The sequence below is a fragment of the Serratia sp. NPDC078593 genome (genome assembly GCF_050268245.1).
In the GTDB taxonomy this organism is placed as follows: domain Bacteria; phylum Pseudomonadota; class Gammaproteobacteria; order Enterobacterales; family Enterobacteriaceae; genus JBNNGK01.
Genome location: NZ_JBNNGK010000002.1, coordinates 300,566 through 324,568, shown reverse-complemented (window position 1 = coordinate 324,568; position 24,003 = coordinate 300,566). Strand labels below are relative to the sequence as shown.

The 24,003-nt window shown below is 51.0% G+C and carries 28 protein-coding genes and 1 riboswitch; of the genes, 17 read left to right on the top strand and 11 right to left on the bottom strand.

The features are described 5' to 3' along the window. Positions 1-62: 62 nt before the first annotated feature. Both osmF and ACQKDS_RS03655 read right to left on the bottom strand, forming a co-directional pair. Entirely contained in the window at positions 63-995 is a 933-nt protein-coding gene (gene osmF / locus ACQKDS_RS03660) for a glycine betaine ABC transporter substrate-binding protein OsmF (RefSeq protein WP_399665938.1), read from the bottom strand. 551 nt (positions 996-1,546) lie between these two features. Next, the gene (locus tag ACQKDS_RS03655; protein WP_399665935.1) at positions 1,547-2,677 is read right to left on the bottom strand and encodes a Gfo/Idh/MocA family protein; all 1,131 of its coding nucleotides are present in this window, start codon (positions 2,675-2,677) and stop codon (positions 1,547-1,549) included. 369 nt (positions 2,678-3,046) lie between these two features. Between ACQKDS_RS03655 and ACQKDS_RS03650 the strand changes: the two genes are divergently transcribed. Further along, complete coding sequence (locus tag ACQKDS_RS03650) at positions 3,047-3,616, top strand: DUF523 domain-containing protein (protein ID WP_399666231.1); 570 nt, start codon at positions 3,047-3,049, stop codon at positions 3,614-3,616. Here the strand turns inward: ACQKDS_RS03650 and ACQKDS_RS03645 are convergent. After that, the gene (locus tag ACQKDS_RS03645) at positions 3,578-3,997 is read right to left on the bottom strand and encodes an NUDIX hydrolase (RefSeq protein WP_399665932.1); all 420 of its coding nucleotides are present in this window, start codon (positions 3,995-3,997) and stop codon (positions 3,578-3,580) included. The two genes, ACQKDS_RS03650 and ACQKDS_RS03645, sit on opposite strands and share 39 nt — an antisense overlap. Positions 3,998-4,245: 248 nt before the next feature. Between ACQKDS_RS03645 and sseA the strand changes: the two genes are divergently transcribed. Then, positions 4,246-5,091 (top strand): 3-mercaptopyruvate sulfurtransferase, encoded by an 846-nt coding sequence (sseA, locus tag ACQKDS_RS03640; RefSeq protein WP_399665929.1) that lies wholly within the window; start codon positions 4,246-4,248, stop codon positions 5,089-5,091. Here sseA and ACQKDS_RS03635 read toward each other — a convergent pair. Further along, positions 5,088-5,957 carry a LysR substrate-binding domain-containing protein gene (locus tag ACQKDS_RS03635; RefSeq protein ID WP_399665927.1) on the bottom strand — a complete coding sequence of 290 codons (870 nt, stop codon included), beginning with the start codon at positions 5,955-5,957 and terminating at the stop codon, positions 5,088-5,090. The two genes, sseA and ACQKDS_RS03635, sit on opposite strands and share 4 nt — an antisense overlap. Before the next feature lie 104 nt (positions 5,958-6,061). Between ACQKDS_RS03635 and ACQKDS_RS03630 the strand changes: the two genes are divergently transcribed. Then, positions 6,062-6,625, top strand: a complete 564-nt coding sequence (locus ACQKDS_RS03630; protein ID WP_399665924.1) for a DUF4865 family protein — start codon at positions 6,062-6,064, stop codon at positions 6,623-6,625. A gap of 572 nt (positions 6,626-7,197) precedes the next feature. Here ACQKDS_RS03630 and ACQKDS_RS03625 read toward each other — a convergent pair. From ACQKDS_RS03625 to ACQKDS_RS03615, 3 genes are all read right to left on the bottom strand, one after another. Further along, positions 7,198-7,662 carry a DUF1456 family protein gene (locus tag ACQKDS_RS03625; RefSeq protein WP_399665921.1) on the bottom strand — a complete coding sequence of 155 codons (465 nt, stop codon included), beginning with the start codon at positions 7,660-7,662 and terminating at the stop codon, positions 7,198-7,200. A gap of 268 nt (positions 7,663-7,930) precedes the next feature. After that, the gene (trpS, locus tag ACQKDS_RS03620; RefSeq protein ID WP_399665919.1) at positions 7,931-8,965 is read right to left on the bottom strand and encodes a tryptophan--tRNA ligase; all 1,035 of its coding nucleotides are present in this window, start codon (positions 8,963-8,965) and stop codon (positions 7,931-7,933) included. Positions 8,966-9,236: 271 nt separating this feature from the next. Further along, complete coding sequence (locus tag ACQKDS_RS03615; protein ID WP_399665917.1) at positions 9,237-10,340, bottom strand: suppressor of fused domain protein; 1,104 nt, start codon at positions 10,338-10,340, stop codon at positions 9,237-9,239. 238 nt (positions 10,341-10,578) lie between these two features. On the opposite strand from ACQKDS_RS03615, the gene ACQKDS_RS03610 reads away from it, so the two are divergent. After that, entirely contained in the window at positions 10,579-11,022 is a 444-nt protein-coding gene (locus ACQKDS_RS03610; RefSeq protein ID WP_399665914.1) for an acetyltransferase, read from the top strand. Positions 11,023-11,067: 45 nt separating this feature from the next. Here ACQKDS_RS03610 and ACQKDS_RS03605 read toward each other — a convergent pair whose 3' ends face one another. After that, positions 11,068-11,712 (bottom strand): TetR/AcrR family transcriptional regulator, encoded by a 645-nt coding sequence (locus tag ACQKDS_RS03605; protein WP_399665912.1) that lies wholly within the window; start codon positions 11,710-11,712, stop codon positions 11,068-11,070. 175 nt (positions 11,713-11,887) lie between these two features. Here ACQKDS_RS03605 and bhsA (ACQKDS_RS03600) point away from each other — a divergent pair, with 175 nt between their 5' ends. After that, complete coding sequence (gene bhsA, locus ACQKDS_RS03600) at positions 11,888-12,145, top strand: multiple stress resistance protein BhsA (RefSeq protein WP_399665909.1); 258 nt, start codon at positions 11,888-11,890, stop codon at positions 12,143-12,145. A 180-nt stretch (positions 12,146-12,325) separates the two neighbouring features. After that, complete coding sequence (bhsA, locus tag ACQKDS_RS03595) at positions 12,326-12,583, top strand: multiple stress resistance protein BhsA (RefSeq protein ID WP_399665906.1); 258 nt, start codon at positions 12,326-12,328, stop codon at positions 12,581-12,583. A 198-nt stretch (positions 12,584-12,781) separates the two neighbouring features. On the opposite strand, the gene ACQKDS_RS03590 is transcribed toward bhsA (ACQKDS_RS03595), so the two are convergent. Beyond that, positions 12,782-13,708 (bottom strand): bifunctional helix-turn-helix transcriptional regulator/GNAT family N-acetyltransferase, encoded by a 927-nt coding sequence (locus ACQKDS_RS03590; RefSeq protein ID WP_399665904.1) that lies wholly within the window; start codon positions 13,706-13,708, stop codon positions 12,782-12,784. 249 nt (positions 13,709-13,957) lie between these two features. Between ACQKDS_RS03590 and ACQKDS_RS03585 the strand changes: the two genes are divergently transcribed. The 5 genes from ACQKDS_RS03585 to ACQKDS_RS03565 all read left to right on the top strand — a co-directional run bounded on the left by ACQKDS_RS03585 (position 13,958) and on the right by ACQKDS_RS03565 (position 17,036). After that, on the top strand, positions 13,958-14,629 hold the full coding sequence (locus ACQKDS_RS03585; RefSeq protein ID WP_399665901.1) for a CsgG/HfaB family protein: 672 nt from the start codon (positions 13,958-13,960) through the stop codon (positions 14,627-14,629). Between the two features lie 16 nt (positions 14,630-14,645). Continuing rightward, a complete protein-coding gene (locus ACQKDS_RS03580) occupies positions 14,646-15,002 on the top strand; it encodes a DUF4810 domain-containing protein (RefSeq protein ID WP_399665899.1) in 357 nt (118 codons plus the stop codon). Next, positions 14,999-15,655, top strand: a complete 657-nt coding sequence (locus ACQKDS_RS03575; RefSeq protein WP_399665896.1) for a DUF799 domain-containing protein — start codon at positions 14,999-15,001, stop codon at positions 15,653-15,655. The genes ACQKDS_RS03580 and ACQKDS_RS03575 overlap by 4 nt, the downstream gene beginning before the upstream one ends. Positions 15,656-15,795: 140 nt before the next feature. Beyond that, positions 15,796-16,062 (top strand): hypothetical protein, encoded by a 267-nt coding sequence (locus tag ACQKDS_RS03570; protein ID WP_399665894.1) that lies wholly within the window; start codon positions 15,796-15,798, stop codon positions 16,060-16,062. 128 nt (positions 16,063-16,190) lie between these two features. Next, on the top strand, positions 16,191-17,036 hold the full coding sequence (locus ACQKDS_RS03565) for a PA4780 family RIO1-like protein kinase (RefSeq protein ID WP_399665891.1): 846 nt from the start codon (positions 16,191-16,193) through the stop codon (positions 17,034-17,036). Between the two features lie 182 nt (positions 17,037-17,218). On the opposite strand, the gene ACQKDS_RS03560 is transcribed toward ACQKDS_RS03565, so the two are convergent. Next, positions 17,219-18,079, bottom strand: coding sequence for a YDG/SRA domain-containing protein (locus ACQKDS_RS03560; protein WP_399665889.1), 861 nt, complete (start codon positions 18,077-18,079; stop codon positions 17,219-17,221). A gap of 324 nt (positions 18,080-18,403) precedes the next feature. Between ACQKDS_RS03560 and yajD the strand changes: the two genes are divergently transcribed. The 4 genes from yajD to ACQKDS_RS03540 all read left to right on the top strand — a co-directional run bounded on the left by yajD (position 18,404) and on the right by ACQKDS_RS03540 (position 20,813). Beyond that, on the top strand, positions 18,404-18,745 hold the full coding sequence (gene yajD, locus ACQKDS_RS03555) for an HNH nuclease YajD (RefSeq protein ID WP_399665886.1): 342 nt from the start codon (positions 18,404-18,406) through the stop codon (positions 18,743-18,745). Positions 18,746-19,039: 294 nt separating this feature from the next. Further along, entirely contained in the window at positions 19,040-19,675 is a 636-nt protein-coding gene (locus ACQKDS_RS03550) for an AAA family ATPase (protein WP_399665883.1), read from the top strand. Next, positions 19,672-19,974, top strand: a complete 303-nt coding sequence (locus ACQKDS_RS03545) for a hypothetical protein (protein ID WP_399665880.1) — start codon at positions 19,672-19,674, stop codon at positions 19,972-19,974. The genes ACQKDS_RS03550 and ACQKDS_RS03545 overlap by 4 nt, the downstream gene beginning before the upstream one ends. A 335-nt stretch (positions 19,975-20,309) precedes the next feature. Beyond that, positions 20,310-20,813, top strand: coding sequence for a DedA family protein (locus tag ACQKDS_RS03540; RefSeq protein WP_399665877.1), 504 nt, complete (start codon positions 20,310-20,312; stop codon positions 20,811-20,813). Positions 20,814-21,506: 693 nt separating this feature from the next. Here ACQKDS_RS03540 and ACQKDS_RS03535 read toward each other — a convergent pair. Then, entirely contained in the window at positions 21,507-22,517 is a 1,011-nt protein-coding gene (locus ACQKDS_RS03535) for a magnesium transporter (protein WP_399665875.1), read from the bottom strand. A gap of 59 nt (positions 22,518-22,576) precedes the next feature. Then, positions 22,577-22,746, bottom strand: a riboswitch (M-box (ykoK) riboswitch). Positions 22,747-22,912: 166 nt separating this feature from the next. Between ACQKDS_RS03535 and ACQKDS_RS03530 the strand changes: the two genes are divergently transcribed. Both ACQKDS_RS03530 and map read left to right on the top strand, forming a co-directional pair. Next, positions 22,913-23,116: a ParD-like family protein gene (locus tag ACQKDS_RS03530; RefSeq protein WP_399665872.1), complete on the top strand. Its 204-nt coding sequence runs from the start codon at positions 22,913-22,915 to the stop codon at positions 23,114-23,116. Further along, entirely contained in the window at positions 23,113-23,907 is a 795-nt protein-coding gene (gene map / locus ACQKDS_RS03525; RefSeq protein ID WP_399665869.1) for a type I methionyl aminopeptidase, read from the top strand. The genes ACQKDS_RS03530 and map overlap by 4 nt, the downstream gene beginning before the upstream one ends. The last annotated feature ends 96 nt before the right edge of the window (positions 23,908-24,003 follow it).

The following is a 24,003-nucleotide window of genomic DNA, read 5'->3' as shown; positions in this document are numbered from 1 at the left end:
CTCCGGTTCCATGGTGTGCCCTTACCATTGGGGAGAAGCACTACGCTCCCCCCAACATCCCCTTATCCTTTTACAAATCCCTTTTGTTTCAGATAGGTAATAGCGACCTGTTTGGCATTTTGTCCTTCCACCGCAATTTGCGCGTTTAATTTTTGCAGTGTCGGCCCATCAAGCGAAGCGAATACCGGTTTTAACAGTTCAGCGATGTTAGCGTGCTGTTTTAATACCTCCTCGCGAATAATCGGCGCTGGCGCGTAAATCGGCTGCACACCTTTTGGATCGTCGAGCGTTTGTAAGCCAAGCGCTGCCACCGGGCCATCTGTGCCATAGGCCATCGCCGCGTTAACGCCAGAGGTTTGCTGTGCAGCGGCCTTGATGGTCACGGCCGTATCGCCGCCGGCCAGCGTTAGTAACTGATCTTGATTGAGCGTAAAGCCGTAAGCATTCTGGAACGCAGGCAGTGCATCGGAGCGTTCAATAAACTCAGCCGATGCAGCCAGTTTGAATTTACCGCCAGCATTAATCCACTTGCCTAAATCTGCTAACGTTTTCAAATGATTAGCCTGTGCAATATCCTGCCGAATGGCGATAGTCCAGGTATTATTGGCCGGTGCTGCGTCGAGCCACACCAGTTTATTTTTGTCGTAATCGAGCTGTTTAACTTTATCAAAACCGGCCTTGGCATTTTTCCAGGCCGGATCTTTTTCATCAGCGAAGAAGAATGCGCCATTGCCGGTGTATTCTGGGTAGATATCGATCTCACCGCTGGTAATAGCGCCACGCAGTACCTTGGTGGTGCCAAGCTGCAATTTATTGGTGGTATTGATGCCATTCGCTTCCAACACCTGAACAATGATATTGCCCAGCAGCGAACCTTCCGTATCAATTTTTGAACCAACACGTACCGACTCTGCCGCCTGTACGGCACCAGTAGTGACAGTAAGAAGACTCAACGCCAACGCAAAAATACGTCCGCGTGGGGAGGTGAATGCCATTGTTGCTTCCTCATGCTTGTTTTTCGATAGGATAATTAATGGGGTGCTGCACGCATCCCGCGCGCAATCCATGTCGCCTGCGGCGCTTACCCAACTTGCCGGCGATTTTCATCGCTATAGCTCGTGAATCGCGACGTTAGCCGGCCTATTTATCCATTTGCCTCGCCTTTTTAACGCCTTACGGTTACCGAATTGTCAGGCAACACGTTCTACCCTATAGATTTTTTACCCTGCGTACCACGATAAATCGGCAAAATCATAACGTAGTCAATGATAGTTCAAAGATTGGCGTAGTATGGAAAAGAAGCATCAGCAGACTGATGAGTGCGCATGAGAAATGATATTGCAGTCACGTTGTGGCGGGATTATCAGCTTCGTGAGCCGTAGCAAATTGCCAACGCCATAAGCGGGCAATTTGCTCACTCACTAATGCAGTAATTAAACAAGTTAGTGCTTTACTAGGCCAGTAAGTTACTAGGTTAATAAGTTAGCAAGGTAGTAGCTTAATGGCATCTTGGCTTAAGACGTTATTAACTTCATGGGGTGATAAATTATTTATTATTCACCGCCAACCAACACCGCTGCTCCGCCGAAGCGGCAATCGCATCTAATACACAAGAGACTTTCCAGCCCTCCTCAAAGTCAGGCCACATACGATCATCAGCAGCAATGCCGTTCACCAGATCGCGTACTTCCACAGTTTTTTGATCGTTAAACCCAATGCCATGACCGGCACTGATGCAGAAGGCGGCATAATCCGGGTGCATTGGCCCCACCAACAGCGTTTTAAACCCCTGACGCCCGGCAGGATCATCGTGGCGATAAACCTTCAACTCCGCCATTCGCTCCTGGGTGTAGCTGAGTGTGCCCTTGGTACCGGTAACGACGTAAGTCAGCCCCATCTTACGGCCACAAGCAATGCGTGACGTTTCGATAGTGCCCATGGCTCCGTTGGCAAAGCGCAGCAACGCACTGGCCTGATCTTCGTTTTCTACCTCGCATAATTGGGCGGGATTTTTAGCATCTGGCCGCTGCTTGATGACCGTTTGCAGATCGCCGGATACCGCTACGATGTCCCCCACCAAATAGTGCGCCATATTGACAATGTGCGCAGCCAAATCCCCTAATGCCCCTAGCCCCGCACTGGCCTTACGGCAATGCCAATCCATCGGAGTACGCGGATCAGCCAAATAGTCCTCATTGTGGGTGCCGTAGAAATGCACCACGTCACCGATTTCGCCATTGGCGATAATCTCACGCGCCAGTTGACTGGTAGGATTCTTCATATAGTTAAACCCCACCAACGTTTTAACCCCTTTGGCCTGCGCCGCCTGCACCATATCGAACGCATCGTTAGCATCCAACGCCAAGGGCTTTTCCGAATAAACATGTTTACCGTGACAAATCGCTGCCAACGCCATTTCTTTATGCAAAAAATTAGGTGCGCAGATGTCGACAACATCGACCGCCGGATCGGCCACCAACTGACGCCAGTCGCCGGTTGAACGTGCAAAACCGAACTCTGCCGCGCGCTGGCTGGCCAACTCGGGGGTCACTTCCGCCAACATCTCTAACACTAACTCCCCTTTCAACGGAAATACCGTGCTCGCTTGGGCATAGGCAATCGCGTGACAACGGCCAATATAACCAGTACCAATCAATCCGATGCGAACCTGTTTCATCCTTATCTCCTCAGCATGGGTTTTACTACACTCGTCACACACAAATCGGAATAATTCATCCAATTTTGGATTTTATAAAATATATTTTTCATCACAAGAGGAATATAAAAAATAACGTCTATTCGTGACGGCCTTCATGATTTCCGGCACAGCGGCTGAAACAACTGTAATAATGCTGCGTAATACTGCACACAGATGAAAACCCACCGCATTGATGAAACATAAATTTCATTTACTGGGTACAGTTGGGGTTAGAACGTAATTCGCGCCAACAACAGGTGCTTCACCTGGCGCGTTTTGCTAGCATAAAACCGCGTGTGGGGCAGTCCGTCTGCCAGCACTTTCGCCATCGCTACCGAGACGCTAACCATGTCGCCAAAAATTCTCATCAGCGCCTGCTTGGCAGGTTTTAAAGTACGTTATAACGGCTCAGATAAACCTATCGTGGATGCGACGCTGACGCGCTGGCAACGCGAAGGCCGCTTGGTGATTTGCTGCCCGGAGTTGGCCGCTGGTTTTTCTACGCCACGGCCGTCAGCAGAAATCAGCCCAACCGCCGACGGTACAGCCGTACTCGCGCAGCGCGCGCAAGTCCGCGAAGCCACAGGTAACGACGTCACTCATCCGTATTTACTGGGTGCCCATTTGGCGCTGGAAACCGCCCGCCAACATAATTGTCATTTTGCATTGCTCACTGATGGCAGCCCATCTTGCGGTAGCCAAATGATTTATGACGGTGAATTTCAAGGGCGCACCAAACCCGGCAGCGGCGTGACCGCAGCATTGTTACGCCAGCATGGCATTGAGGTGTTTTCACATCATCAGATAGCGGCGCTGATTGCCCGCGTTTTCACATCATCAGATAGCGGCGCTGATTGCCCGCGTGAACGCCTGGAAGCTCTAACGCATAATCATATAGTCTGCCAGCCGTTGACGTAGATGCGAAATAGCGTGCGGATGGTGGATAAACACATCAATGGCCATCATCCGCCAATATTGCCCTTCCTCGCCAAATTGAATAGCAGCAATCTGCTGCGGGGCAAGGGTGCCGACCATAAACCAGGTCGCAGGTTGACCGACCAGTACGCCATCGTAACGACGTTGCCACAGTATATGTTGCGGCAACACCGTCAGCCCAAATTCTTCTCGCGTTTCGCGCTGGATGCAGGCTAACGGCGTTTCATGCCCTTCACGCCCACCACCAGGTAGATCCCACTGTCCTGGCCACGGGATATCCGCACGGTTATCGCGCAGATAAACCAATATCGCCTCTTGGTGCAACAACGCAATTTTCGCGCCGCCAAAACACTGCTCTGCCATGCTATTTTCCTCGGAAAATCACCCGCGCAGCCATGACCTGCCAGACCGGTATCCGATGCACGGGTATCTTGCTGTGATGCAACGCCAATGAGTTAAGGTATATCCCGTCAGATTTCACATTGCTGGGGTGTTGGCTTTCTTCACTCCCCACACAATTGACCGATACCCCCCTGCGCTACCGCCTGCATGCAACTCGAATGATTTAGGGTATAGTAAAAAACCGGTTTTATTACAGGCAAACATTAACGATGAACTCTCCTTTTTTAGTGACGCCTCAATGGCTTGAAAAACACATTAATGATAGCGATCTGGTCGTGGTTGACGTGCGTATGTCACCCGTCGGATTAGTGCCTAAAAAAGATATGCTGGCCGAGTTTGCCAACGGACACATTCCGGGGGCGGTCTATTTCGATATTGATGAGGTTGCCGACAAAAACACCACGCTGCCGCATATGTTGCCCACCGCAGAGGAATTTAGCGCTGCCGCGGGTCAACTGGGCATCAGTGAAAACAGCACTCTCGTGTTTTATGACGACGGTAATCAATTCTCAGCACCGCGCGGCTGGTGGACTTTTCGTCATTTTGGCGCAAAAAATGTTTACGTGTTGGATGAAGGGCTTAATGGCTGGAAAGCCCGCGCTAATGCGCTAGAGACCGGCCATCACACGCGTAAACCGTGCACATTCAATGCCCAGTTTGACGCTGCCGCCGTGGTCAATATGCAGCAGGTTGAACACGCACTCGGAGGGAAAACACAGATCCTGGATGCACGCGCCGCGCCGCGATTCTATGCCGAAGCCCCCGAACCGCGCCCGGGGTTACATCGTGGCCACATTCCCGGCAGTATCAATATTCCTTATCCAGAACTGCTGGAAAACGGCCGTTTTAAGTCGCTGGAAGCATTGAGAAAAACCTTTAGCGATAAAGGCGTCGATATCAATGGCCCCATCATTACCAGTTGCGGTTCCGGCGTCACCGCTGCGGTGTTAGCATTCGGTTTACTCTCGCTGCAAGCGCCACAGGTCGCACTGTATGATGGCGCATGGACCGAGTGGGGTGCGCTAGACGGCAAACAACCCATTGCGCAAGATTAGCACTCAAGCCGCTCAGCGATAATCTGTGCCAGACGTTGCACGGCGGCGTCTGGCTGATCCTGCGCACGATGCAATATCACCCCTAACGGGCTGAGCAAGGGTAATTCCCCTGCGGGTAATAGTGTCAGGTTCGCAGGCATACCTGATTCGGTACGCACCGTCACGCCTAACCCCGCGCTGACCGCCGCCCATATGCCATTTAAGCTGCGGCTGATGAAAGCAATGCGCCAAGGAATACCGGCACGATCCAATGCCTGAGTCGCCGCACTGCGCATCAGGCAAGGGGCGTCGAATACCACCAGCGGTAAGGGTTGTTGCCGCGTTTGCCAACGCGCTGCTTCAAAGTTCGGCGAAGCGATCCAGTGCATCATTCGTTGCCCTAAAGCCTGCTGAAACGGGGTATCAACACCGCTATCCCAGGTCAAAGACAAATCAAGCTGCCCCTTCATCACCCAGTCAATGAGTTCGGCATTACGGGCGATTCGCGCCTCAATACGCACACGCGGATGGGCACGGGCAAAGCTGCCTAGCACCTGTGGCAAGAAGGTTTCGCCAAAATCTTCCTGCAAACCTAACCTTACCGTGCCGTGTAAATCCCAGCCTCGTACCGCCGCCGCTGCCTCATCGTTTAACTCCAGCAGGCGGCGCGCATAACCAAGCAACATTTCTCCCGCTTCGGTCATCACCATGCCGCGTCCTGATTTACGCAAAATGGGTGTGCCCACCTGTTGTTCCAACTTTTTCAAATGCGCGCTAACGGCAGAGGTTGAGCGCCCCAAGCGCTCTGCAGCCTTGGCAAAGCTACCCAGTTCAATGCCTGTGACATAACTGCGTAAATCGTCGAGATCAAAGGTAATCCGCCCCATGCTAACCATCCTGATTTTGTGGATTGTTAATCAAAATATTGCCGATTTTCATGATGAAGATGGCGTGGCACGCTAATGCCGTCAATCATTTTCGGAGAATCATCATGCTCGCCATGCAATATTGTTTCACGCTTCCCGCCGATTACCCGATGGAGATTATTCGCCAGCGTATCGCCAACACGGGTCATTTACTGGATAACGCCCCGCAGTTAATCATTAAAGCCTATTTATATGCGCTTAAAGGTGAACACAGCGCAGAAAACCGCTATGCGCCGTTTTATCTTTGGAATAGCAGCAGTGGTATGCGTGAGTTTTTACTCAGCAGAGGGTTTGTTGGGCTAACGCAATCATTTGGTTGGCCGCAGGTCAATCATTGGCTACCTTGGCTCACGCAATTCGACCGCGCAGGTCTGCACGACGCGCGCTTTGCCAGCGTGACGCGTCAGCGTATCTCACCGTTCAGTGATTTGGCGCAGCTACGCAATCAGCAATGTGCACATCCGCAGGCGCTGGCTAGCATTAGCGCATTTGATCCGGCCAATTGGCAATGGATGCAAATGCACCTGTGGCGGGCGTTACCGACGCAGGTGAGTGATGATACGCAATGTTATTGTGTTGGTCACATTTCCGCCCCTTTCGATTATTCAGCGATAGCGCAGCAGGAGTAAAAACGGGTCAGGCATGCCTGACCCCTACGATGAAAGTTGGGTGCGCTGGTGAGGTTCAGACGCGCGAGTAAATGTGGGTCAGGCATCCCTGCCCCCTACGATGAAAGTTGGGTGCGCTGGCGAGGTTCAGACGCGCGGGTAAATGCGGGTCAGGCATCCCTGCCCCCTACGATGAAAGTTGGGTGCACTGGTGAGGTTCAGACGCGCGGGTAAAAACGGGTCAGGCATGCCTGACCCCTACGATGAAAGTTGGGTGTACTGGCGAGGTTCGGACGCGCGGGTAAAAACGGGTCAGGCATGCCTGACCCCTACGATGAAAGTTGGGTGAGCTGGTGAGGTTCGGGCGCGCGGGTAAATGCGGGTCAGGCATGCCTGACCCCTACGATGAAAGTTGGGTGAGCTGGTGAGGTTCGGGCGCGCGGGTAAATGCGGGTCAGGCATCCCTGACCCCTACGATGAAAGTTGGGTGTACTGGCGAGGTTCAGGCGCGCGGGTAAATGCGGGTCAGGCATGCCTGACCCCTACGACGGAACGAGGTGCAATTCGGCGGTAACGGAGCTGGGTGGTGGGTCTTATGCGCCGCGTACGCGCTGTGTCAGTCCTTTCAGGAAGTAACGTAACATTTGATCGCCACACGGCCGATAGTTCTTCGTACCCTGTTTGCGGAACAGCGCGCTCAACTCCGGCTTGGAGATGCGGAAATCAACCGCGGTAAAAATCTGGAACAGATCGATGTCTTTCAGTTCAAACGCGACGCGTAGTTTCTTCAATACCAGATTATTGGTGATCGGCAGCTCCACCGGAGGCGCAGGAAACTTGTCATCCTTGCCGCGTTTGAAGAACACCAAACCGTTAAGAAAATGTGCCATCACTTCATCAGGACATTTTTCAAAACCCGGTTCGCCCTCTTTGATGACGTAAGTGCCCATAGCCGCAACGTCGACATCGAAACCGTCCAGTTTAACGATCTCAACCATTTTTGCGTCGTTAATGCTCAGCATATAGCGCACACTGCGCAGTACGTCATTGTTAATCATGGAATTGCCTTTAGCTGGTAAACCGAGAAGGCGCGCAGTACGAGATACGCTCGCTGCCGCACACCTTGAATATGTGCGGCAGTATAAGGATCGGTTAGGGGTTTCTCAATCGATTTGGCTTTTTTGCTGGCCACCGCGAAACCGTCTCAACGGTAATATTTCTCCATGATCGTTCAACAACATGGCGATCGGCCGTGCTCAGTTCCCCGAACCACGGCTGAATGTCAGCATTGTCACCTAGCGCATTCTTCGTCGCTTGGCCTGCATCTCACCGATTATCCGCGCCAGAGAATCCATCGCTCAGCGTAAAGAAATCCAGCCCCATTGCCGCTTTCACCTGCGCCAGCGTTTGCTGGCTCACCACATGAGCCTGCTGTGTGCCCACTTTGAGTATGCGCACCAGTTCGCCCTTATCGGCCAAATAGGCGGCTCGGCGTTCACGTATCGGTGCCAACAACGTTTGCAGCACGTCTTCCAACAGTTTTTTGATTTTTACGTCGCCCAATCCGCCATGACGATACTGTGCTTTGAGCTCTGCAACTAATTCAACGTCATCACAAAAAGCGTCCAAATAGGTGAATACCATGTTGCCTTCCACTTTTCCGGGATCGCTAACCCGTAAATGTTGTGGATCGGTGTACATGCTCATGACCGCAGCGTGTATCTGCTCGGTACTGGCGCCCAAGGTAATGGCGTTGCCACGTGATTTTGACATTTTCCCCTGTCCATCCAATCCCGGCAAACGGCTCACGTGGCTCAACAACGGCTGGCATTCCACCAGCACATCGCGATCCACAATGCGGTTAAAGCGCCGCACGATCTCGTTGGTTTGCTCCAACATCGGCAATTGGTCTTCACCTACCGGCACGTGCGTGGCCGCGAACGCAGTAATATCGGCCGCCTGACTCACCGGATAAACCAAAAAACCGGCCGGTAAACGGCGGGAGAAATCTTTCTCGGCAATTTCGCTTTTTACCGTCGGATTACGCTCTAAGCGCGCCACCGTGACCAGATTAAGATAATACTGGGTGAGCTCTGCCAATGCAGGCAACGCGGATTGCAAACACAGCGTGGTTTTCAGCGGATCGATGCCCACCGCCAGATAATCGGCGACGATATTCAACACGTTGGCGCTGATCTTTTGCGGGTTACTGCCGTTATCGGTCAGCCCTTGTAAATCAGCAATCATGACCGTTTGTTGGTGCTGTTGTTGTAGCTCAACACGCTGACGCAGTGAGCCAACATAATGGCCTAAATGCAGTGGGCCGGTGGCGCGATCGCCGGTAAGAATGGTGTAACGCATGACATTGCTCCTGATCGAATAATTTCGCGATATATCGCCGGATCAACGCCATGAAAAATGCCGCCAAACCGGCGGCATAATGAAAGAGGTGTGAATACCCGTGCCGCCTTAGTAAAGGCGCCACCAGCAAAGATTAAGCATGGAGCACGGGAAAGTATTCATGCCAGCTAAACTACTCTTCACTCGACGGCCACGTCAAGCCCTTCATGCAAGGAATCGCGCCATGTTTGTTGTGTGGCGCGCGCGCCTGCATCGCATCCAACCCAACACATCAACGCACCGGCTGGCGCGGGCGGAAGATATGATCAACACCGTTTTCGCGCAGCGTACTGACCAGTTCATGCCCCCCGTTCGGCGTGGCATGCACCTGCTGTTGCTCGCTGTCAAATACCGGTGTAGCCCAATAAATATTCACCGGGTCGCCATGCTGTTTTGGCAGCACCAAATGTTCATGATAGGGATAAAACAATGAAGACAGCAGGTAGCCAGCATAGCCTTGCGGGGCGACTTCCGAGGCTAACGTGTGCCCTTCACCCATCCAGGTGAGTTGCGCCCATGGCACATGCGCAAACCCCGCCAACGCGCTGGCCATCTGTATCGCGCTCTCTTCGGTCATGTATTGGCCGTCGATAGCGATGCCCAGCTCCATACGGCGATAGTTCGGCGCATCATCATTAAATAAGATATCGACCCACGGCATCGGACGAATGCTGACGCCCATGGTCAAGAAATAATAAATGCCGTCACGCTCATGTTGGGTGATGGCCATCGGCGGCCATTTACCTTGATCGATCGCATAATATTTTACTGACGGGCCGAAATGCTGTTCATACTGCGCCAGGTAATCACTTTGCATCTTGGGCCAAGGATTCCCCTCTTCCCGCTGCCAACGCCGCCAAAACTGGCGGGTATTTTCCGCCAGCGCATACTGGGTATTGGTCGAGGCGGAACCCAGCGGATAAGCCAACGCACTTTCTTTAATACAGCTGGCGGAATAGCACACGGCATGATCGATGTATAAACTCCATCCCGGAATCACCGCCAGCAGTTGGCCGTAATACCACAGCGCTGCGCCATCATCGCTCTCACTCCACACAACCTGTAATCCCTCAGGATTCAGCGGCGCTTCACCTTCCAGATTGCGGCAGTATTCCGCGGCCAGCATCGGCGGTTGGCCTTGCTCCAATGCGGCGCTGTCTTCCTGCAACGGCGCGGCAAGCAAATTACGCAACCAACAGGCACGCACCTGAAAACGTTCGCTAAAGGCTTCGGCGGGATAAATATAAAAATAGGCGGCTCGGTGATCTTGCTGAACCACCGCAACCAGCGTTTGGTTTTCATTACTGACTTCAGCAAGTACGTATGACTCGTTCATATCACCTCAATAAGATCGCTATACAGCATCAGCGCTGTACACAGTCCTTAAACATTGTGGATTGTTAAGGATATAAATTGAATTCGGGTTTTTTCCAGTGTAAAACGCATCGACGCTCGAAATCACCTGTAAAAATCTCAAAAACGGGGTAATCACAGGATTTTTCTTGTATTAATCAGAGCATAGCCGCCAGCCGTAACGTTCACTACCCGCAAGCGCGATGACAGGAATGGCAAATATGATAACCATCAAACCAAGCACCGCCGAGGATTATCCGCGGCTCGTCACTCTCTGGCTTAATTCAGTACGAGCCACGCATCACTTCATCACCGAAGCGCAGCTCAACGCATTACAACCGTTGGTCGCTAACGATTATCTACCCGCGCTCGCGGTTTGGTGCGCACAAGATAGCGCCGGACACATTTGCGGTTTTATCGGCATGAACGCGAACAAAGTCGAAATGCTGTTCATTGACGCCAATCAACGGGGTAAAGGCATCGGCAAAGCGTTGCTGGCCTTTGCTGCAACGCACTATGACGAAATCTTACTCGACGTCAACGAGCAAAATCCGCAGGCGGTAGGTTTTTATCAACATTATGGTTTCAAGAGCATGGGTCGTTCTGAACGAGATGGGCAAGGCAACCCTTTTCCGTTGCTGCATATGAAATGGAATAAACCATAACCGCCGGCCATCATTCCAACGTGGCCGGAGAGTCATGGCCGAGGGTTAAACCTTATTACCCACCTGGCTCAGACGCGGCCAAATCAGCATCAGCGTATCAACCAAACGCATTAACTCATCGCGATCGGCACCTTCACGCGCCTGCACCGACATACCTTCAATGGTACACATAATGTATTTCGCCAATAGCGCGGTGTCGGTTTTTACCAGTAACTCGCCTTGCTGTACTTTTCGATCGAAACAGGCTTTCAGGCTTGCCTCTTGCGCTTGGTGCTTGCGGCGCAGCATTTCAGCGACATCACTGGACGACGAAGACAGAGCCGCAGACGCACAGACCATAAAGCAACCCGACGGCGTTTGCGGATCGGTAAAGACATCGGCTGAGGCGCGCACATAGGCTTCAACCACCTCGGCAATCGGCAATGCTTGCTCCAGTAATTGATTAGTGCAGGTGGTGTACTTCGTCAGATAACGTTCCACCGCCGCGCGGAATAATCCCTCTTTGTTGCCAAACTCGGCATACAGCGTTGGCGCTTTGGCACCGGTCGCCTCGACCAAATCGGCTAGCGACGTCGATTCATAACCGTAACGCCAAAACACGTCGAGTGCACAGTCAAGCGCCCGATCGCGATCGAACTGTTTCGGTCTGCCACGCGTTTTCTTGGCACATGCCTCTTCTTTGATCGTCATAGCCCCTCACCTATTACACGCCGATTCAGCGTGGCTCAATTAAATTAACGATCATTATAAAAAAATATTGCACTGTCGTCGAGAAGCGATTACCATTTAATTATCGATCGTTATTTAAATGTAGCGACAGCAACAACAGCCACTCTTCAAACCTATTCAATTTGGAAATAACCTAATGAAAAAGTTAACTATTACTCTGGCAGCCATCACGTTAGCCTCACTTTCTTTCGGCAGCTTTGCCGCGCAGCAGGTGAATAGCCAGCCCGTTGAACAACAAAAAATTGGCGTTATCAGCAGCAGCGGTGCTGCAGATGTGACCTCGCTGGAGGCCAGCCTGGCAGAAAAAGCCGACCAAGCCGGTGCAACCTCTTACCGCGTGACCAGTGCCGGCGGCAATAACCAACTGCATGGAACGGCAGTAATCTATAAATAACAATACGTTAATCATGTCGTTATGCATCAGTATGCCAACAACGCTCTGATGTGGTATCAGCTACAAATAATTTAATCGGTGAGCTATATAACAACACAAAATCCGCTGGCCAAATTAAATTATCGATGATTAATGATTTAAAAATCAACAAACAAACAGCCTAAGATAGGAATTAAGACCATGAAAAACCTGAAAATAACCATCGCTGCTATAGCACTTGCATCCACCTCATTCGGTAGTTTTGCTGCGGAATTGGTCAACAGCCAACCAGCCGATCTGCAAAAAGCCGGCGTGATTAGCGTAAGCGGTGCCTCCGACTTAACCAGTCTGGAACACAAACTGGCCGCTAAAGCCGACCACGTGGGGGCCAAATCATTCCAGATCACCTCAACGACCGGCAATAACAAACTGCACGGCACCGCGATCGTTTATCACTAATGGCGCGAGCAACTAGGCTGCATAACCTTGGTTGTTGAATTATTGCCCCAACCCATAGCTCCGCTTCCCCTTGGCCTATGGGTTTCTGCGTGTAGCAAGCACCGGTCAGCCAAATCGTTTGTGATTAAATCGCTAACAAAAAACCGTTTCAGTCTAATCTTCGGGGCAGGCTGCCTGCCCCGCTGTTATTTGCCCTGGTCACTTGTCGGTCGTTAACTCTTTCAGCATATAAATACTGCACCCGTGGTGCCCGGTATTGCCCCGCTTCTCACTCAACGAAATAAAACCCAACGACAGATACAAACCGACCGCCTCTTTCAACTGTTCCGTGGTCTCTAAATAACAGTAACGATACCCCGCCGCACGTGCCGCTTTCATCGCCTGTACCACCATGTAACGTGCCATGCCCAAGCCACGGATTTGTGGCTTAAAGAACAGTTTTTGTAGTTCGCAATAATCAGGTTCACCGCCTGCCAGCGGCGCAATACCCACGCCGCCCGCCACCTCGCCCTGCTGTTCAACCACCCAGTAACGCCCGCCGTTTTGCTGATAAACTGCCGTCAATTGATCCAAATCGGGATCGTGCACGCTAACCCCTTCCATCTTATCCATGTCGTATTCCCGGAAGGTGGCCCGGATCACCGCCGCCATTGCCGCATCATCCTGCGCGGCTATTGGCCGCACGTGCAACGCCGCAGTCCGTTGCTTACGTGCGCTACCCAATGCAGCAGAGAATTTTTTCATCGCCGCAACGGTCATTGCCACTTCATCGACATCCAACTGCGCTATCGCCTGTTGCATAAAGTCATCGGCATCAGTCTCGATCGCCGCCAACGTTTTCTTTCCCGTTCGCGTTAAACGATGCAACGTGTGACGTTTATCATGCGGATGCTCAATCACCTCGATCATTTCAGCACTCACCAGGCTGCGTAACGCGCGGCTGGCGCTGGCCTTGTCAATACACAACTGGGCGGCCAACTCAACGACCCCTAAAGGTTGCTGATTGATTTCAATCATCAGGTGTATTTGCAACGGCGAAAAACGCGATCCGTTGCTTTGCTTGTTCAACATCCCCAGTTCACGCACCAGACGTCGGGAAAGCGCCCGAAAATCACGGATCTCCACGTTATTGTCCTTCCTCATGCAATCAGTAAATTTAAAATTAGTTGATAGTGTTACCTAATTAACATAGCGCATAACAATAATAAGGTGAAGACGTTCCGCATAAACTAAGGGTAAATACCGATGTATTTACGCTATTCCCGACATCTTTTTCTGGTAGGATTCCCCTGCAGAGCGCCAATATACCCGGTGCTCTTCAATCGACACCGGCAGCCCTGCCGGTGTCTGCTATCAAGGAGAGATTTCACTGATATGAAAAAATCATTCGTACTTTGTTCCATTGCGCTTTCCGCCAGCATGCTGGCCGGTTGTGCAACCGAATCCTCACGTTCGCTGGACGTACCTAAAGTCGCGTCCTACCAAACCAGCTATCAAGGCCCGCGCAGCCCGATTTCCGTCGGCAAGTTTGATAACCGCTCCAGTTACATGAACGGTATTTTCTCTGACGGCGTCGATCGTCTGGGTAATCAGTCCAAAACCATTTTGATCACCCATCTTCAGCAAACTGGCCGCTTTAACGTGCTCGATCGCACCAACATGGATGAGTTGAAAACGGAAGCGGGCCTGAAAGGGCAAAAACAGACGCTGAAAGGCGCCAACTATGTGATCACCGGTGACGTAACCGAGTTTGGCCGTAAAGAAGTGGGCGATCATCAACTGTGGGGCATTCTCGGCCGCGGGAAATCACAGGTTGCCTACGCCAAAGTAAACCTGAACGTGGTTAACGTACAAACCTCAGAAGTGGTTTACTCCACCCAAGGTGCGGGCGAATACAGCCTGTCGAACCGTGAAGTGATTGGCTTTGGCGGCACCGCCAGCTATGACTCGACCCTGAACGGCAAAGTATTGGATTTGGCCGTGCGTGAAGCGGTCAACAATTTAGTCACCGGCATCGAAAGCGGCGCATGGCGCCCGGCAAACTAACGGATTAGTACATTACATGACAATAAAAAATATCAGCGCTGTGCTGCTGGCGGCAACGCTGCTGGCTGGCTGCACAACGCCAAAAACCTTGTACAACTGGGATGGTTATCAAACCACTGTTTATCAATATTATCAGCAGGATGGCGTGAGTTCGGAACAGCAAATTGCGGCGTTGAACCAAATGGTCGAAACCTCCCGCGCTAACGATAAAGCGGTGCCACCCGGCCTGCACGCGCAACTGGGCCTGCTGTACGCCAAGAGCGGCCGCCCAGATCGGGCATTTACCGAGTTTAATACTGAAAAACGCCTGTTCCCCGAATCCGCCGCGTTTATGGATTTCCTGATGGCTAAGGATAAAGGAAGCTTCAAATGAAACGGACATTCAGCCTACTTGCCGCGCTGGCCATCTTACTGGTAACCGGCTGCGCCAAAAAAGCCCCTTACGACTATGCTGCGTTCCACGAAAGCAAACCAAAATCCATTTTGGTGACGCCGCCGGTTAACCTGTCACCGGATGTCAACGCCAGCCACAGCGTCCTTTCAACCGCCACGCTACCCTTAGCCGAGGCAGGTTACTATGTGTTCCCTGTCGCCGTGGTTGAAGAAACGTTCCAGCAGAATGGGTTGAGCAACGCCAATGACATTCGGGCCGTTAGCATCCAGAAGTTGCATCACATCTTCGGTGCTGATGCGGTGCTGTACCTGGACATTGAACAGTACGGCACCAGCTATCGAGTGATCGATAGCGAAACCCGCGTCAGCGTAAAGGCGCGCTTGGTCGATTTGCGTAATGGAAAAGCACTGTGGAGCGGCAGCGCGACCGCATCTAGCAACGAAAACCGTAATAGCAGCGGCAATAGTCTGCTGGGTATGGTGATCAATGCGGCTATTGCTCAAATCGCCGATACCATTAGCGACAAAGGCTTCGATATTGGTGCTATCGCCAATACGCGTCTGCTTTCCGCCGGTAAAGACGGTGAACTCCTTTATGGGCCACGTTCACCGCATTACGCCAGTCAGCGCTAACCTCAGCTTCAGGCAGCCGATAACGGCTGCCTTCATTTCCCCTTTTCACAAATTTAGCCCATGCTTAACTGAGCGCTGACGTCACTGACGGGCTTCGTTTACTGCCGCCCTCACCTTACTTTCGCTAAGCGGGAGGCGGGATGATGACGAAAAAACCACGCTGTTGCAGTTTTTTCATTGGTATTACCCTAATGGCGGTAAGTTATCGCAGGAAGCAGCACCGCAGAAGCCCCGGTTGCGTAGTGGTACTCACCCACGGCGTAGAAAGCAGCAAAACGATCGCGCTAGGTGATACACTCGCCTATACGCGGTGGCGCGATTTTCTCGTTCATCGTAAAGACATCATCGAAACAAATGAGCATGGCCGTGCTAACTTTACGCTCAATAGCGGTAGTGTTAGGTATTAGCGGAAAACTGCTGATAGATTGTCGCTAACGTCCTGGATGCAAAACTAATTCCGGCCTTTCTGGTCTAAATTATTCGATACGATGACGTAAAACATTCACACCAGAGCCTAAATAGGGTACAAGGCTGCATGAAAATTCCAAAACGACTCCAGCCATTGGTAGATGATGGTTTAATTGACGATGTCATCCGCCGTTTAAAAAGTGGCAAAGAAGCCGACGTGTTTATTGTGCGCTGCGGGGATGAAATCCGCTGCGCTAAAGTGTACAAAGAAGCGGACAAACGCAATTTTAAGCAGGCGGTTCACTACCAGGAAGGCCGCAAGGTGCGTAACAGCCGTGATGCGCGCGCCATGAATAAAGGTTCGCGCTTTGGCCGCCAGCAGCAGGAAGAAGCCTGGCAAAATACCGAGGTCGATGCATTGCATTTATTGGCCAACGCGGGCGTGCGGGTACCCCAGCCAGACATCTGCCTTGATGGCGTGCTGCTGATGGAGCTGATCACCGATGATGAAGGGTTAGTCGCCCCACGGTTAAGTGACATTACGCTAGAGCCAGAGCAGGCACTGGCTGACCACGCATTGATGATGAATTATGCCGTACGAATGCTGTGCGCCGGGCTGGTACACGGCGATTTGTCTGAGTTCAACGTGTTGATGGATAAAGATGGGCCGGTCATTATCGACTTGCCGCAGGTGGTCGATGCTGCCGCCAACAACCATGCAAAAAGCATGTTTGAGCGTGACATCAATAATATGACCCAGTATTACGGCCAGGTCGCCCCGCAACTGCTGGGGAGCCAGTACGCTAAAGAGATTTGGGCACGCTATCAAGAAGGCGATCTGACGCCGGATAGCCAGCTGACCGGTAAGTTCAGTGAGAGTAACAAGCAGGCCGATGTCGGCTCGGTATTGGATGAGATTCAGGCTGCTAGCGACGAGTATCAGCGCCAACAAATGGCCCGCAACGAAGAATAAGCTGCGCGGTCATGTTTAAAAGCTGATAACAAAGCCATCCCTTTGCTGAGCCTGTTGGGGTCGAAGCTGTTCGACCCTTACTAACGCGCGCTTTTTAATAAAATTACTCCGCCACCTTAAAGACGGATGATGCATTTTCCGGCAACCGACTATCCCCCGCCCTATTGCATCCGCGCAGTGAACTATTTTTGCGTTGAGTAATGTTCGCGGTGATAGGCGACAAAACTCAACGCGATGTTATGCTGCGGAATGACATGTAGACGCCCTGCAATGCCATTCAACGTAAAATCGTCATTGATAGTAAAACCGCCATTATCAAACAAAACGTGATGATTAGGGCACAAGCAGATGAGATTCGATTCAATATCAGGCCCATTATGCGGCTTCCCTAGCGGCTTGATATGCGCCGCTTCTGCATACAATCCCGTCGCTGTGACCAAGGCAATACCACAAACCTGGCATTGGTATTGATGCATTTGTTTAACTTTTTTGGCTGTTACGGTGTCGCGCACAATCCGCTGAATGGTCATTTCTTTGCGCTGAGTTTCACCATAAGCCGGTGGTTGATCGCGAAGTGTTTGCGAAATTAACGGCGTGCTGTAGGCAACCAGTCGAAAACGGCAGATTTGAAATCCTGACTTACCCGTTTCACGCCAAGCATCATCGACGTAATATAAACCCGCATATTGGTAACCGTGACGAGGTGAATGCGGACTTTTGTGTTTAGCGCTGCGGGTAACGCGAACCGGTAACCCATCAGCCTTGCTTCGTGCGAGCGCCAAATTCTGCCTTGTCAGTTCTTGATCTGCATTTTGTTGGCCTGTACTTACATCGCGCCCGCCTGCGCCGGTATAAATAATTTCACTTCCGTAATCTTCATCATCTTCATAGCCTCCCGAAAGGACGATCGAATCAGCCCCTTCATTAGCGCTACCGCTGATACCCGCCTGAAGCGGCTTATGCACGCCTGCCTGCGCCAACGCTTTTCTGTCCGTAAAAAATTGTCCGGGTACAACACCCTCAATCTCACCAAATTTCCGCATATTCCCTCTGCTATAATGTCAAAAAAGTGAGCTTTATAGTGGCTCTCTTTTTCATCAATCAAATGAATATGCAGAAGTTTACCTCATTTACGGCTTATCGATTTATATTAGTTGTTCGTTTAACCAACATTGGTGAATACAAATGTTCGACTTGTGACGATAGTGCAAGATTGACGCAACTAGGCGATTTTAGCCCCACTTGAATATCCTCATGAATGAGATAATTCACGCATCTGATGCACAGCATCACAGCGCTAGCTCACCCTGCCCCCCAAAACTTTGTGGTATTATTCGGTCATTACTGTTTCTATCGGCGGGCACATCATGGCATATATCCCCAAAAACTACGCAAAACTGGAAGTTGGCTACCGCGAGAAAGCGCTGAAACTGTTCCCATGGGTTTGCGGGCGTTGTTCTCGTGAGTTTGTCTATTCCAACCTGCGGGAACTGACGGTGCACCATATCGATCACGACCACAGCAATAACCCTGAAGACGGCAGTAACTGGGAAATGCTGTGCCTGTATTGCCACGATCACGAGCATTCAAAATACACCGAAGCCGATCAATACGGTTCAACCGTCGTTGCTGGCGAAGATGCGCAAAAAGATGTTGGCGCCGCCACGCATAATCCGTTTGCTAATCTGAAAGCATTAATGAAGAAGTAATGCTCACCGGGCGTAGCGCCGGCTGCGCCCCCTTCCCCTACCCACAGCCTGCTCGCAATCTAATAACTTATTAAGTTAATAATAAATTAAATCCCCACGATGCCTCACTACCAGAGAATTCCTACCTGATCACTGAGTCAGTTAATAGTAAAATAAGTTGCTAAGTTAATAAGATAGTGACTTGGCAACGCGACTAAGTTGGGGCATATTGTGTCTTATTAACCTGTTTGATTATCAACCTAATAAGCAAGTAACTTAATAAGTTAACAGCTTAATAACTTGAGAGATGGCAGCATGATTGTTTTGATTGGCTCACAGAAAGGCGGCGTTGGGAAATCAACTAAAGCGGTAAACATCGCCGGGTATCTCATTCTTAAGCTAGGCAAAACGGCCATTATTGTTGATGCCGACGACCAGAAATCGATCATGACGTGGTACAACGATCGGCAAAACGTGGATGGTTTGCCACACATTCCGGTGGTGGCCGCTTCGGGGAAAATCAAAGAAACCTTACTTGAGTTGGATCGTCACTACGATTACGTGATTGTTGATACCGCAGGCCGCGACAGTGCCGAGCTCCGCTCTGGTCTGCTAGCGGCGGATCTGTTCCTTTCCCCCCTGCGCCCTTCCCAAATGGATCTCGATACTATTGGTTACCTGTCGGAAATGTTCTCCACCGCGCAGGAATATAATGAAAAAGTGAAAGGTTACATCGTGCTTAACATGTGCCCGACGAATATTTTCATTAATGAAGCCAATGAAGCGGCAGAAGTGCTAAGTGAATACCCGGAATTTAACTTGGTCAGTCATCGCCTGTGCGACCGTAAGATCTACCGTGATGCTTGGGGTGATGCCAAAACCATTCACGAAGCACATAACCTTAAAGCACAGCATGAAATTGAAAGCTTGGTGAAAGAGGTGATCTTATGAAAAAACGTACGCCAACGCACCGTATGACAGAAGATGAATTTATCAACAGTGCGACCTCGCACACCCTGCTTGCCCCAACGCCAGCAGTTGAAGCCAAAGCTCCAGGGCGTAAACGCGTCTACAAAGCTATTTCAGTCAGCCTGACCGACAATCACGTTGAAACGATTGATAACATGATCGTGCTAGCTGCTCGCAACGGTATCGTACGCGTCACCCGTTCCGACATCATCAAACTGGCGATTGATGCACTGGCAGACAAAAGTGAAACACAGTTGCTGGAACGGCTGAAAAACAACTAATTGCATAAGCTAGCAGCCTGTTAACTTAATAAGCTAATAATTTATCAAATTAACAGGCGCATTTTTTTTACTCACCTTTGCGGCTAAAATCCCCCTATTACGCCCCCCTCCAGACGCCATCTCAGATGACATTTTGTCGGCCGTATCACTACCTATAAATTGCCTACCGCTTGATATTATGCCCCGCCCTGCCTCGGTTAGGGGGCGGGTTCCGGCAGTTAAATGGGGGCTAAACGCAAGATAAGTAGCCTTTGTGAACCTGAATAAAACAGGTTGTAATGCATGATGATAACCTTCACGCCCATAGGCGTGTTCATGATGTATGAGGCTGGTTAATGTCTGAGTTCATGGCTATTTTTAATCATTATATGCCAGCGCAAGAGCATCTCATTTGGGCAATCTTCTTCTTTGCGCTGGGTAAATCGACCATTTTTTTATCTTCGTTACTGCCACCAGCGTCGGTCACGTTGCTGCTTGGGGTTATGGTCAGCCACGATATTTTCCCCTTAGCGCTGGTCGGATGCGCCATTACGCTTGGCGCGGCAATGGGCTCAATACTTTCATTCCATTTTGGCCGTTGGTGCGGCAATACAGCACTGATGAAAAAAATACCGCTGCGGTATCAACGTGCCGTAGAAAATGCACAGACTACCTTGGCACAAAAAGGCAATTTCGTGCTGTTTGCCTCGCGCTTCATTGCTGTGTTGCGTTACACCATCCCGTTCGCTGCGGGTGTGATTAGGTTACCGTTAAACAGGGTTTACGCGATTTGTTTTATTTCGGCCGCGTTGTGGTCGATCGGTTTTTTGATTGTTGCCCATATCAGTCTGCTTTTTTAGTAACCAACCGCGGTTAGAAAACGCATCGTCAGGTCGCTAACTGAGTTCGCGGCACGGATAACTTGCGATGATGTTAACGGGCGCAGCATGCTACGCCCCTACGATTTGGCTGACGGTGTTGTCGGCTGATTGCGCGAGAGGTTTCCCCCCAAAGATTAACGTTACGGAAAACAGTGGGCTACCCTGCGTTCATCGGTTGCGGTGTGGTTGGGCGCAGCAGGCTACGCCCCTACGATTTAGCTGACGGTGTTGTCGGTTGATGACGCAAGACATTTACCTTCAGAGCATGATACGGCTGTAAGCAGCAGCCCGCCCTGCGCTCTTCGGTTGCGGTGTGGTTGGGCGCAGCAGGCTACGCCCCTACGATTTAGCTGACGGTGTTGTCGGTTGATGACGCAAGACATTTACCTTCAGAGCATGATACAGCTGTAAGCAGCAGCCCGCCCTGCGCTCTTCGGTTGCGGTGTGGTTGGGCGCAGCAGGCTACGGCCCTACGATTTAGCTGACGATGTTGTCGGTTGATGACGCAAGAAATTTACCTTCAGAGCATGATACGGCTGTAAGCAGCAGCCCGCCCTGCGCTCTTCGGTTGCGGTGTGGTTGGGCGCAGCAGGCTACGCCCCTACGATTTAGCTGACGATGTTGCTGGACAATATTAGGCGCAGCGCACTGCGCCCTTTCCCATTCACCTCGTTAAATATCCAGAATAAACTTGGCGATTTCGAAGTAAATAATTAACCCTGTGCCATCGATAAAGGTGGCAATAAACGGTGCCGATACCACCGCCGGATCGATACCGCATTTCTTTAATAGCATCGGGATAATTGAAGAAACAATAGCGCTCCATAGAATAATCGCCACTAAGGTTAAACTGACGACCAGTGTGACCTCGGTGCCTACTCCCATAATGATGGCGCGAACCCAAGCAAATAAGCCAATCGTGACGGCAATCATCAGGCCAGTGGTTAACTCTTTACGCAATATCGCGCCAAGATTACGTAGACTCACCTCACCCAACGCCATCGAACGAACCAGCGTTGAGGTGATTTGTGTACCGCTGTTGCCGCCGGTACCAATCAATAACGGGATAAAGAAGGCCAACGCAATCACGGCTTCCAATTGGTCTTCAAACGCCTGTAAGACCGTGCTGGTATAGGCTTCAGCGACAAACAGTAACAACAGCCAGACCGCGCGCTTCTTCCATAACGTTACCGGACTGGTGTCCAAGTAGGGGGTATCCAGTGGCAGGCTTGCCCCCTGGCGCTGGGCATCTTCGGTCACATCGTCATCCATAAGCCGATGTATTTCCTTATCCCCTAACATGCCGACCAATTCCCCTTGCGCCAGTACCGGCACCGCATCCAAGGTATTTTTCGCCAACAACGGTGCCACCTCAGCGCGTTCATCCTGTGGGGAAACATGGAAAAAGGAGGCGGTCATCAGCTCACGAATCAACGTGGTTTGATCAGCCTGTTGCAGTAATTTTTTGACCGATAGCACGCCGCACAAACGCGCCTTTTCCATGATAAAAACCTGAGACGGAATATCATCAGTTTGCAACTGTTGTAAGAAGTGTTGCTGCGCTGCCGCCACCGACATGCCGGCTTCTAAGGTAAAAAAAGTGCGGTTCATGTACGCGCCGACAGAGTCTGTTTCTGGTCGTGAAGAAACAGGCGTAGGCAGAGATTGATTAATCATAGACATAACGGAATTCCCTAATGAAGAAATTATCTCATAGGGGCGACAAGACAGGACTAGCGGGTAGCCGATCCCCACGTCTTGGGTTTAGCACTATACAACGTATCCCAATAAGGAAGTTATCTTGGCAACACCTTGATTCGATGAAACCTGTTTTACCCTGTGTGGCCTCTCTCGATGCCATCAGGACGATAACTTATGTTTGTATAGGAGCCTCGCCATAACGAGATCGTAAAAGCCAGACGGATTATAAGAAGAAGTTTCTTAGGCACAACGCGTAGTTTTGTTCTGTTTATTGAGCATTTAAGAAATTCTCTCACTTCATCAGCACCACGATATGCCAAACCATCACCATATAAAGTGTATACATTCCGTATACTTTTCATTTATGGAGCACAGCGATGGGCATTGTGAAAATCTCCGACGCTTTACATGACGATCTGCGGCTTGCCAGCATGACGATGACGCGCTCGATCAACGCCCAGGCGGAACATTGGATCAAAGTGGGGATGTTGGCGGAATTCTATCCAGAATTAACCTACCCGCAATTGGTAAAAAAAATGATGAGCGATGACGCGCTGACGCTGAAGGAGATGATTGAGTGAAACAGATTGTGATCAAGACAGCGGACGAAGTCACTAAAATGCGGCACGCTGGCGCACTGCTGGCCAAAGTATTTGCTATGCTTGATGGCGTCATTCGTGAAGGCATTTCCACCATGGAAATCAACGACCGTGCCGAAGCGTTCATCGTCAACGAATTGAAATCGCGCCCTGCCAGCAAAGGCCAGTACGATTTTCCTTACGTGCTAAACACCTCGATTGATGAGGTGGTATGTCACGGTATTCCGTCCGTAAGCAAAATCCTGCGCAGTGGGATGATCATTAACGTCGATATCACGCTGGAAAACGGCGGTTACATTGCCGACTCCAGCAAAATGTACTGTATCGGCCAGCCATCGCCGGTGGCTAAACGGTTGGTGAACACGGTGTATGAATCGATGTGGGCTGGCATTCGTGCGGTAAAACCCGGTGCAACACTGGGCGATATTGGTCATGCCATCCAGCAACATGCAGAACAGGCGGGCTATAGTATCGTACGGGAATATTGCGGCCACGGTATTGGCCGTGAAATGCACGAAGAACCGGCGGTGATGCATTTCGGTTTGCCGGGAACCGGCACCGTCTTGCAAGAAGGGATGGTCTTTACCATCGAACCCATGATTAACCAAGGCGACCACCGGATCAAACAAAAGAAAGATGGCTGGACGGTGATCACGCGCGATAAAAAACTATCCGCCCAATGGGAACACACCGTCGCGGTAACGGCTGATGGGATAGAGCTCCTGACGCTGCGTGACGAAGAACGCCAGAAAGGCTTTTTAGCGCGCTATTAATCGAACGCAAAATCATCGCTACGCAACCGATGGCATGGCAGGAATACGGCAACGTTCCTGTCACTGCACATTGGGTCACTAGACAGGGAGATCGGC

What these genes read in the sequence shown, in the direction of transcription:
- osmF (WP_399665938.1), bottom strand. Translation starts at nt 995, where the DNA reads ATGGCATTCACCTCCCCACGCGGACGTATTTTTGCGTTGGCGTTGAGT.
- ACQKDS_RS03655 (WP_399665935.1), bottom strand. Translation starts at nt 2,677, where the DNA reads ATGAAACAGGTTCGCATCGGATTGATTGGTACTGGTTATATTGGCCGT.
- ACQKDS_RS03650 (WP_399666231.1), top strand. Translation starts at nt 3,047, where the DNA reads ATGTCGCCAAAAATTCTCATCAGCGCCTGCTTGGCAGGTTTTAAAGTA.
- ACQKDS_RS03645 (WP_399665932.1), bottom strand. Translation starts at nt 3,997, where the DNA reads ATGGCAGAGCAGTGTTTTGGCGGCGCGAAAATTGCGTTGTTGCACCAA.
- sseA (WP_399665929.1), top strand. Translation starts at nt 4,246, where the DNA reads ATGAACTCTCCTTTTTTAGTGACGCCTCAATGGCTTGAAAAACACATT.
- ACQKDS_RS03635 (WP_399665927.1), bottom strand. Translation starts at nt 5,957, where the DNA reads ATGGGGCGGATTACCTTTGATCTCGACGATTTACGCAGTTATGTCACA.
- ACQKDS_RS03630 (WP_399665924.1), top strand. Translation starts at nt 6,062, where the DNA reads ATGCTCGCCATGCAATATTGTTTCACGCTTCCCGCCGATTACCCGATG.
- ACQKDS_RS03625 (WP_399665921.1), bottom strand. Translation starts at nt 7,662, where the DNA reads ATGATTAACAATGACGTACTGCGCAGTGTGCGCTATATGCTGAGCATT.
- trpS (WP_399665919.1), bottom strand. Translation starts at nt 8,965, where the DNA reads ATGCGTTACACCATTCTTACCGGCGATCGCGCCACCGGCCCACTGCAT.
- ACQKDS_RS03615 (WP_399665917.1), bottom strand. Translation starts at nt 10,340, where the DNA reads ATGAACGAGTCATACGTACTTGCTGAAGTCAGTAATGAAAACCAAACG.
- ACQKDS_RS03610 (WP_399665914.1), top strand. Translation starts at nt 10,579, where the DNA reads ATGATAACCATCAAACCAAGCACCGCCGAGGATTATCCGCGGCTCGTC.
- ACQKDS_RS03605 (WP_399665912.1), bottom strand. Translation starts at nt 11,712, where the DNA reads ATGACGATCAAAGAAGAGGCATGTGCCAAGAAAACGCGTGGCAGACCG.
- bhsA (WP_399665909.1), top strand. Translation starts at nt 11,888, where the DNA reads ATGAAAAAGTTAACTATTACTCTGGCAGCCATCACGTTAGCCTCACTT.
- bhsA (WP_399665906.1), top strand. Translation starts at nt 12,326, where the DNA reads ATGAAAAACCTGAAAATAACCATCGCTGCTATAGCACTTGCATCCACC.
- ACQKDS_RS03585 (WP_399665901.1), top strand. Translation starts at nt 13,958, where the DNA reads ATGAAAAAATCATTCGTACTTTGTTCCATTGCGCTTTCCGCCAGCATG.
- ACQKDS_RS03580 (WP_399665899.1), top strand. Translation starts at nt 14,646, where the DNA reads ATGACAATAAAAAATATCAGCGCTGTGCTGCTGGCGGCAACGCTGCTG.
- ACQKDS_RS03575 (WP_399665896.1), top strand. Translation starts at nt 14,999, where the DNA reads ATGAAACGGACATTCAGCCTACTTGCCGCGCTGGCCATCTTACTGGTA.
- ACQKDS_RS03570 (WP_399665894.1), top strand. Translation starts at nt 15,796, where the DNA reads ATGATGACGAAAAAACCACGCTGTTGCAGTTTTTTCATTGGTATTACC.
- ACQKDS_RS03565 (WP_399665891.1), top strand. Translation starts at nt 16,191, where the DNA reads ATGAAAATTCCAAAACGACTCCAGCCATTGGTAGATGATGGTTTAATT.
- ACQKDS_RS03560 (WP_399665889.1), bottom strand. Translation starts at nt 18,079, where the DNA reads ATGCGGAAATTTGGTGAGATTGAGGGTGTTGTACCCGGACAATTTTTT.
- yajD (WP_399665886.1), top strand. Translation starts at nt 18,404, where the DNA reads ATGGCATATATCCCCAAAAACTACGCAAAACTGGAAGTTGGCTACCGC.
- ACQKDS_RS03550 (WP_399665883.1), top strand. Translation starts at nt 19,040, where the DNA reads ATGATTGTTTTGATTGGCTCACAGAAAGGCGGCGTTGGGAAATCAACT.
- ACQKDS_RS03545 (WP_399665880.1), top strand. Translation starts at nt 19,672, where the DNA reads ATGAAAAAACGTACGCCAACGCACCGTATGACAGAAGATGAATTTATC.
- ACQKDS_RS03540 (WP_399665877.1), top strand. Translation starts at nt 20,310, where the DNA reads ATGTCTGAGTTCATGGCTATTTTTAATCATTATATGCCAGCGCAAGAG.
- ACQKDS_RS03535 (WP_399665875.1), bottom strand. Translation starts at nt 22,517, where the DNA reads ATGTCTATGATTAATCAATCTCTGCCTACGCCTGTTTCTTCACGACCA.
- ACQKDS_RS03530 (WP_399665872.1), top strand. Translation starts at nt 22,913, where the DNA reads ATGGGCATTGTGAAAATCTCCGACGCTTTACATGACGATCTGCGGCTT.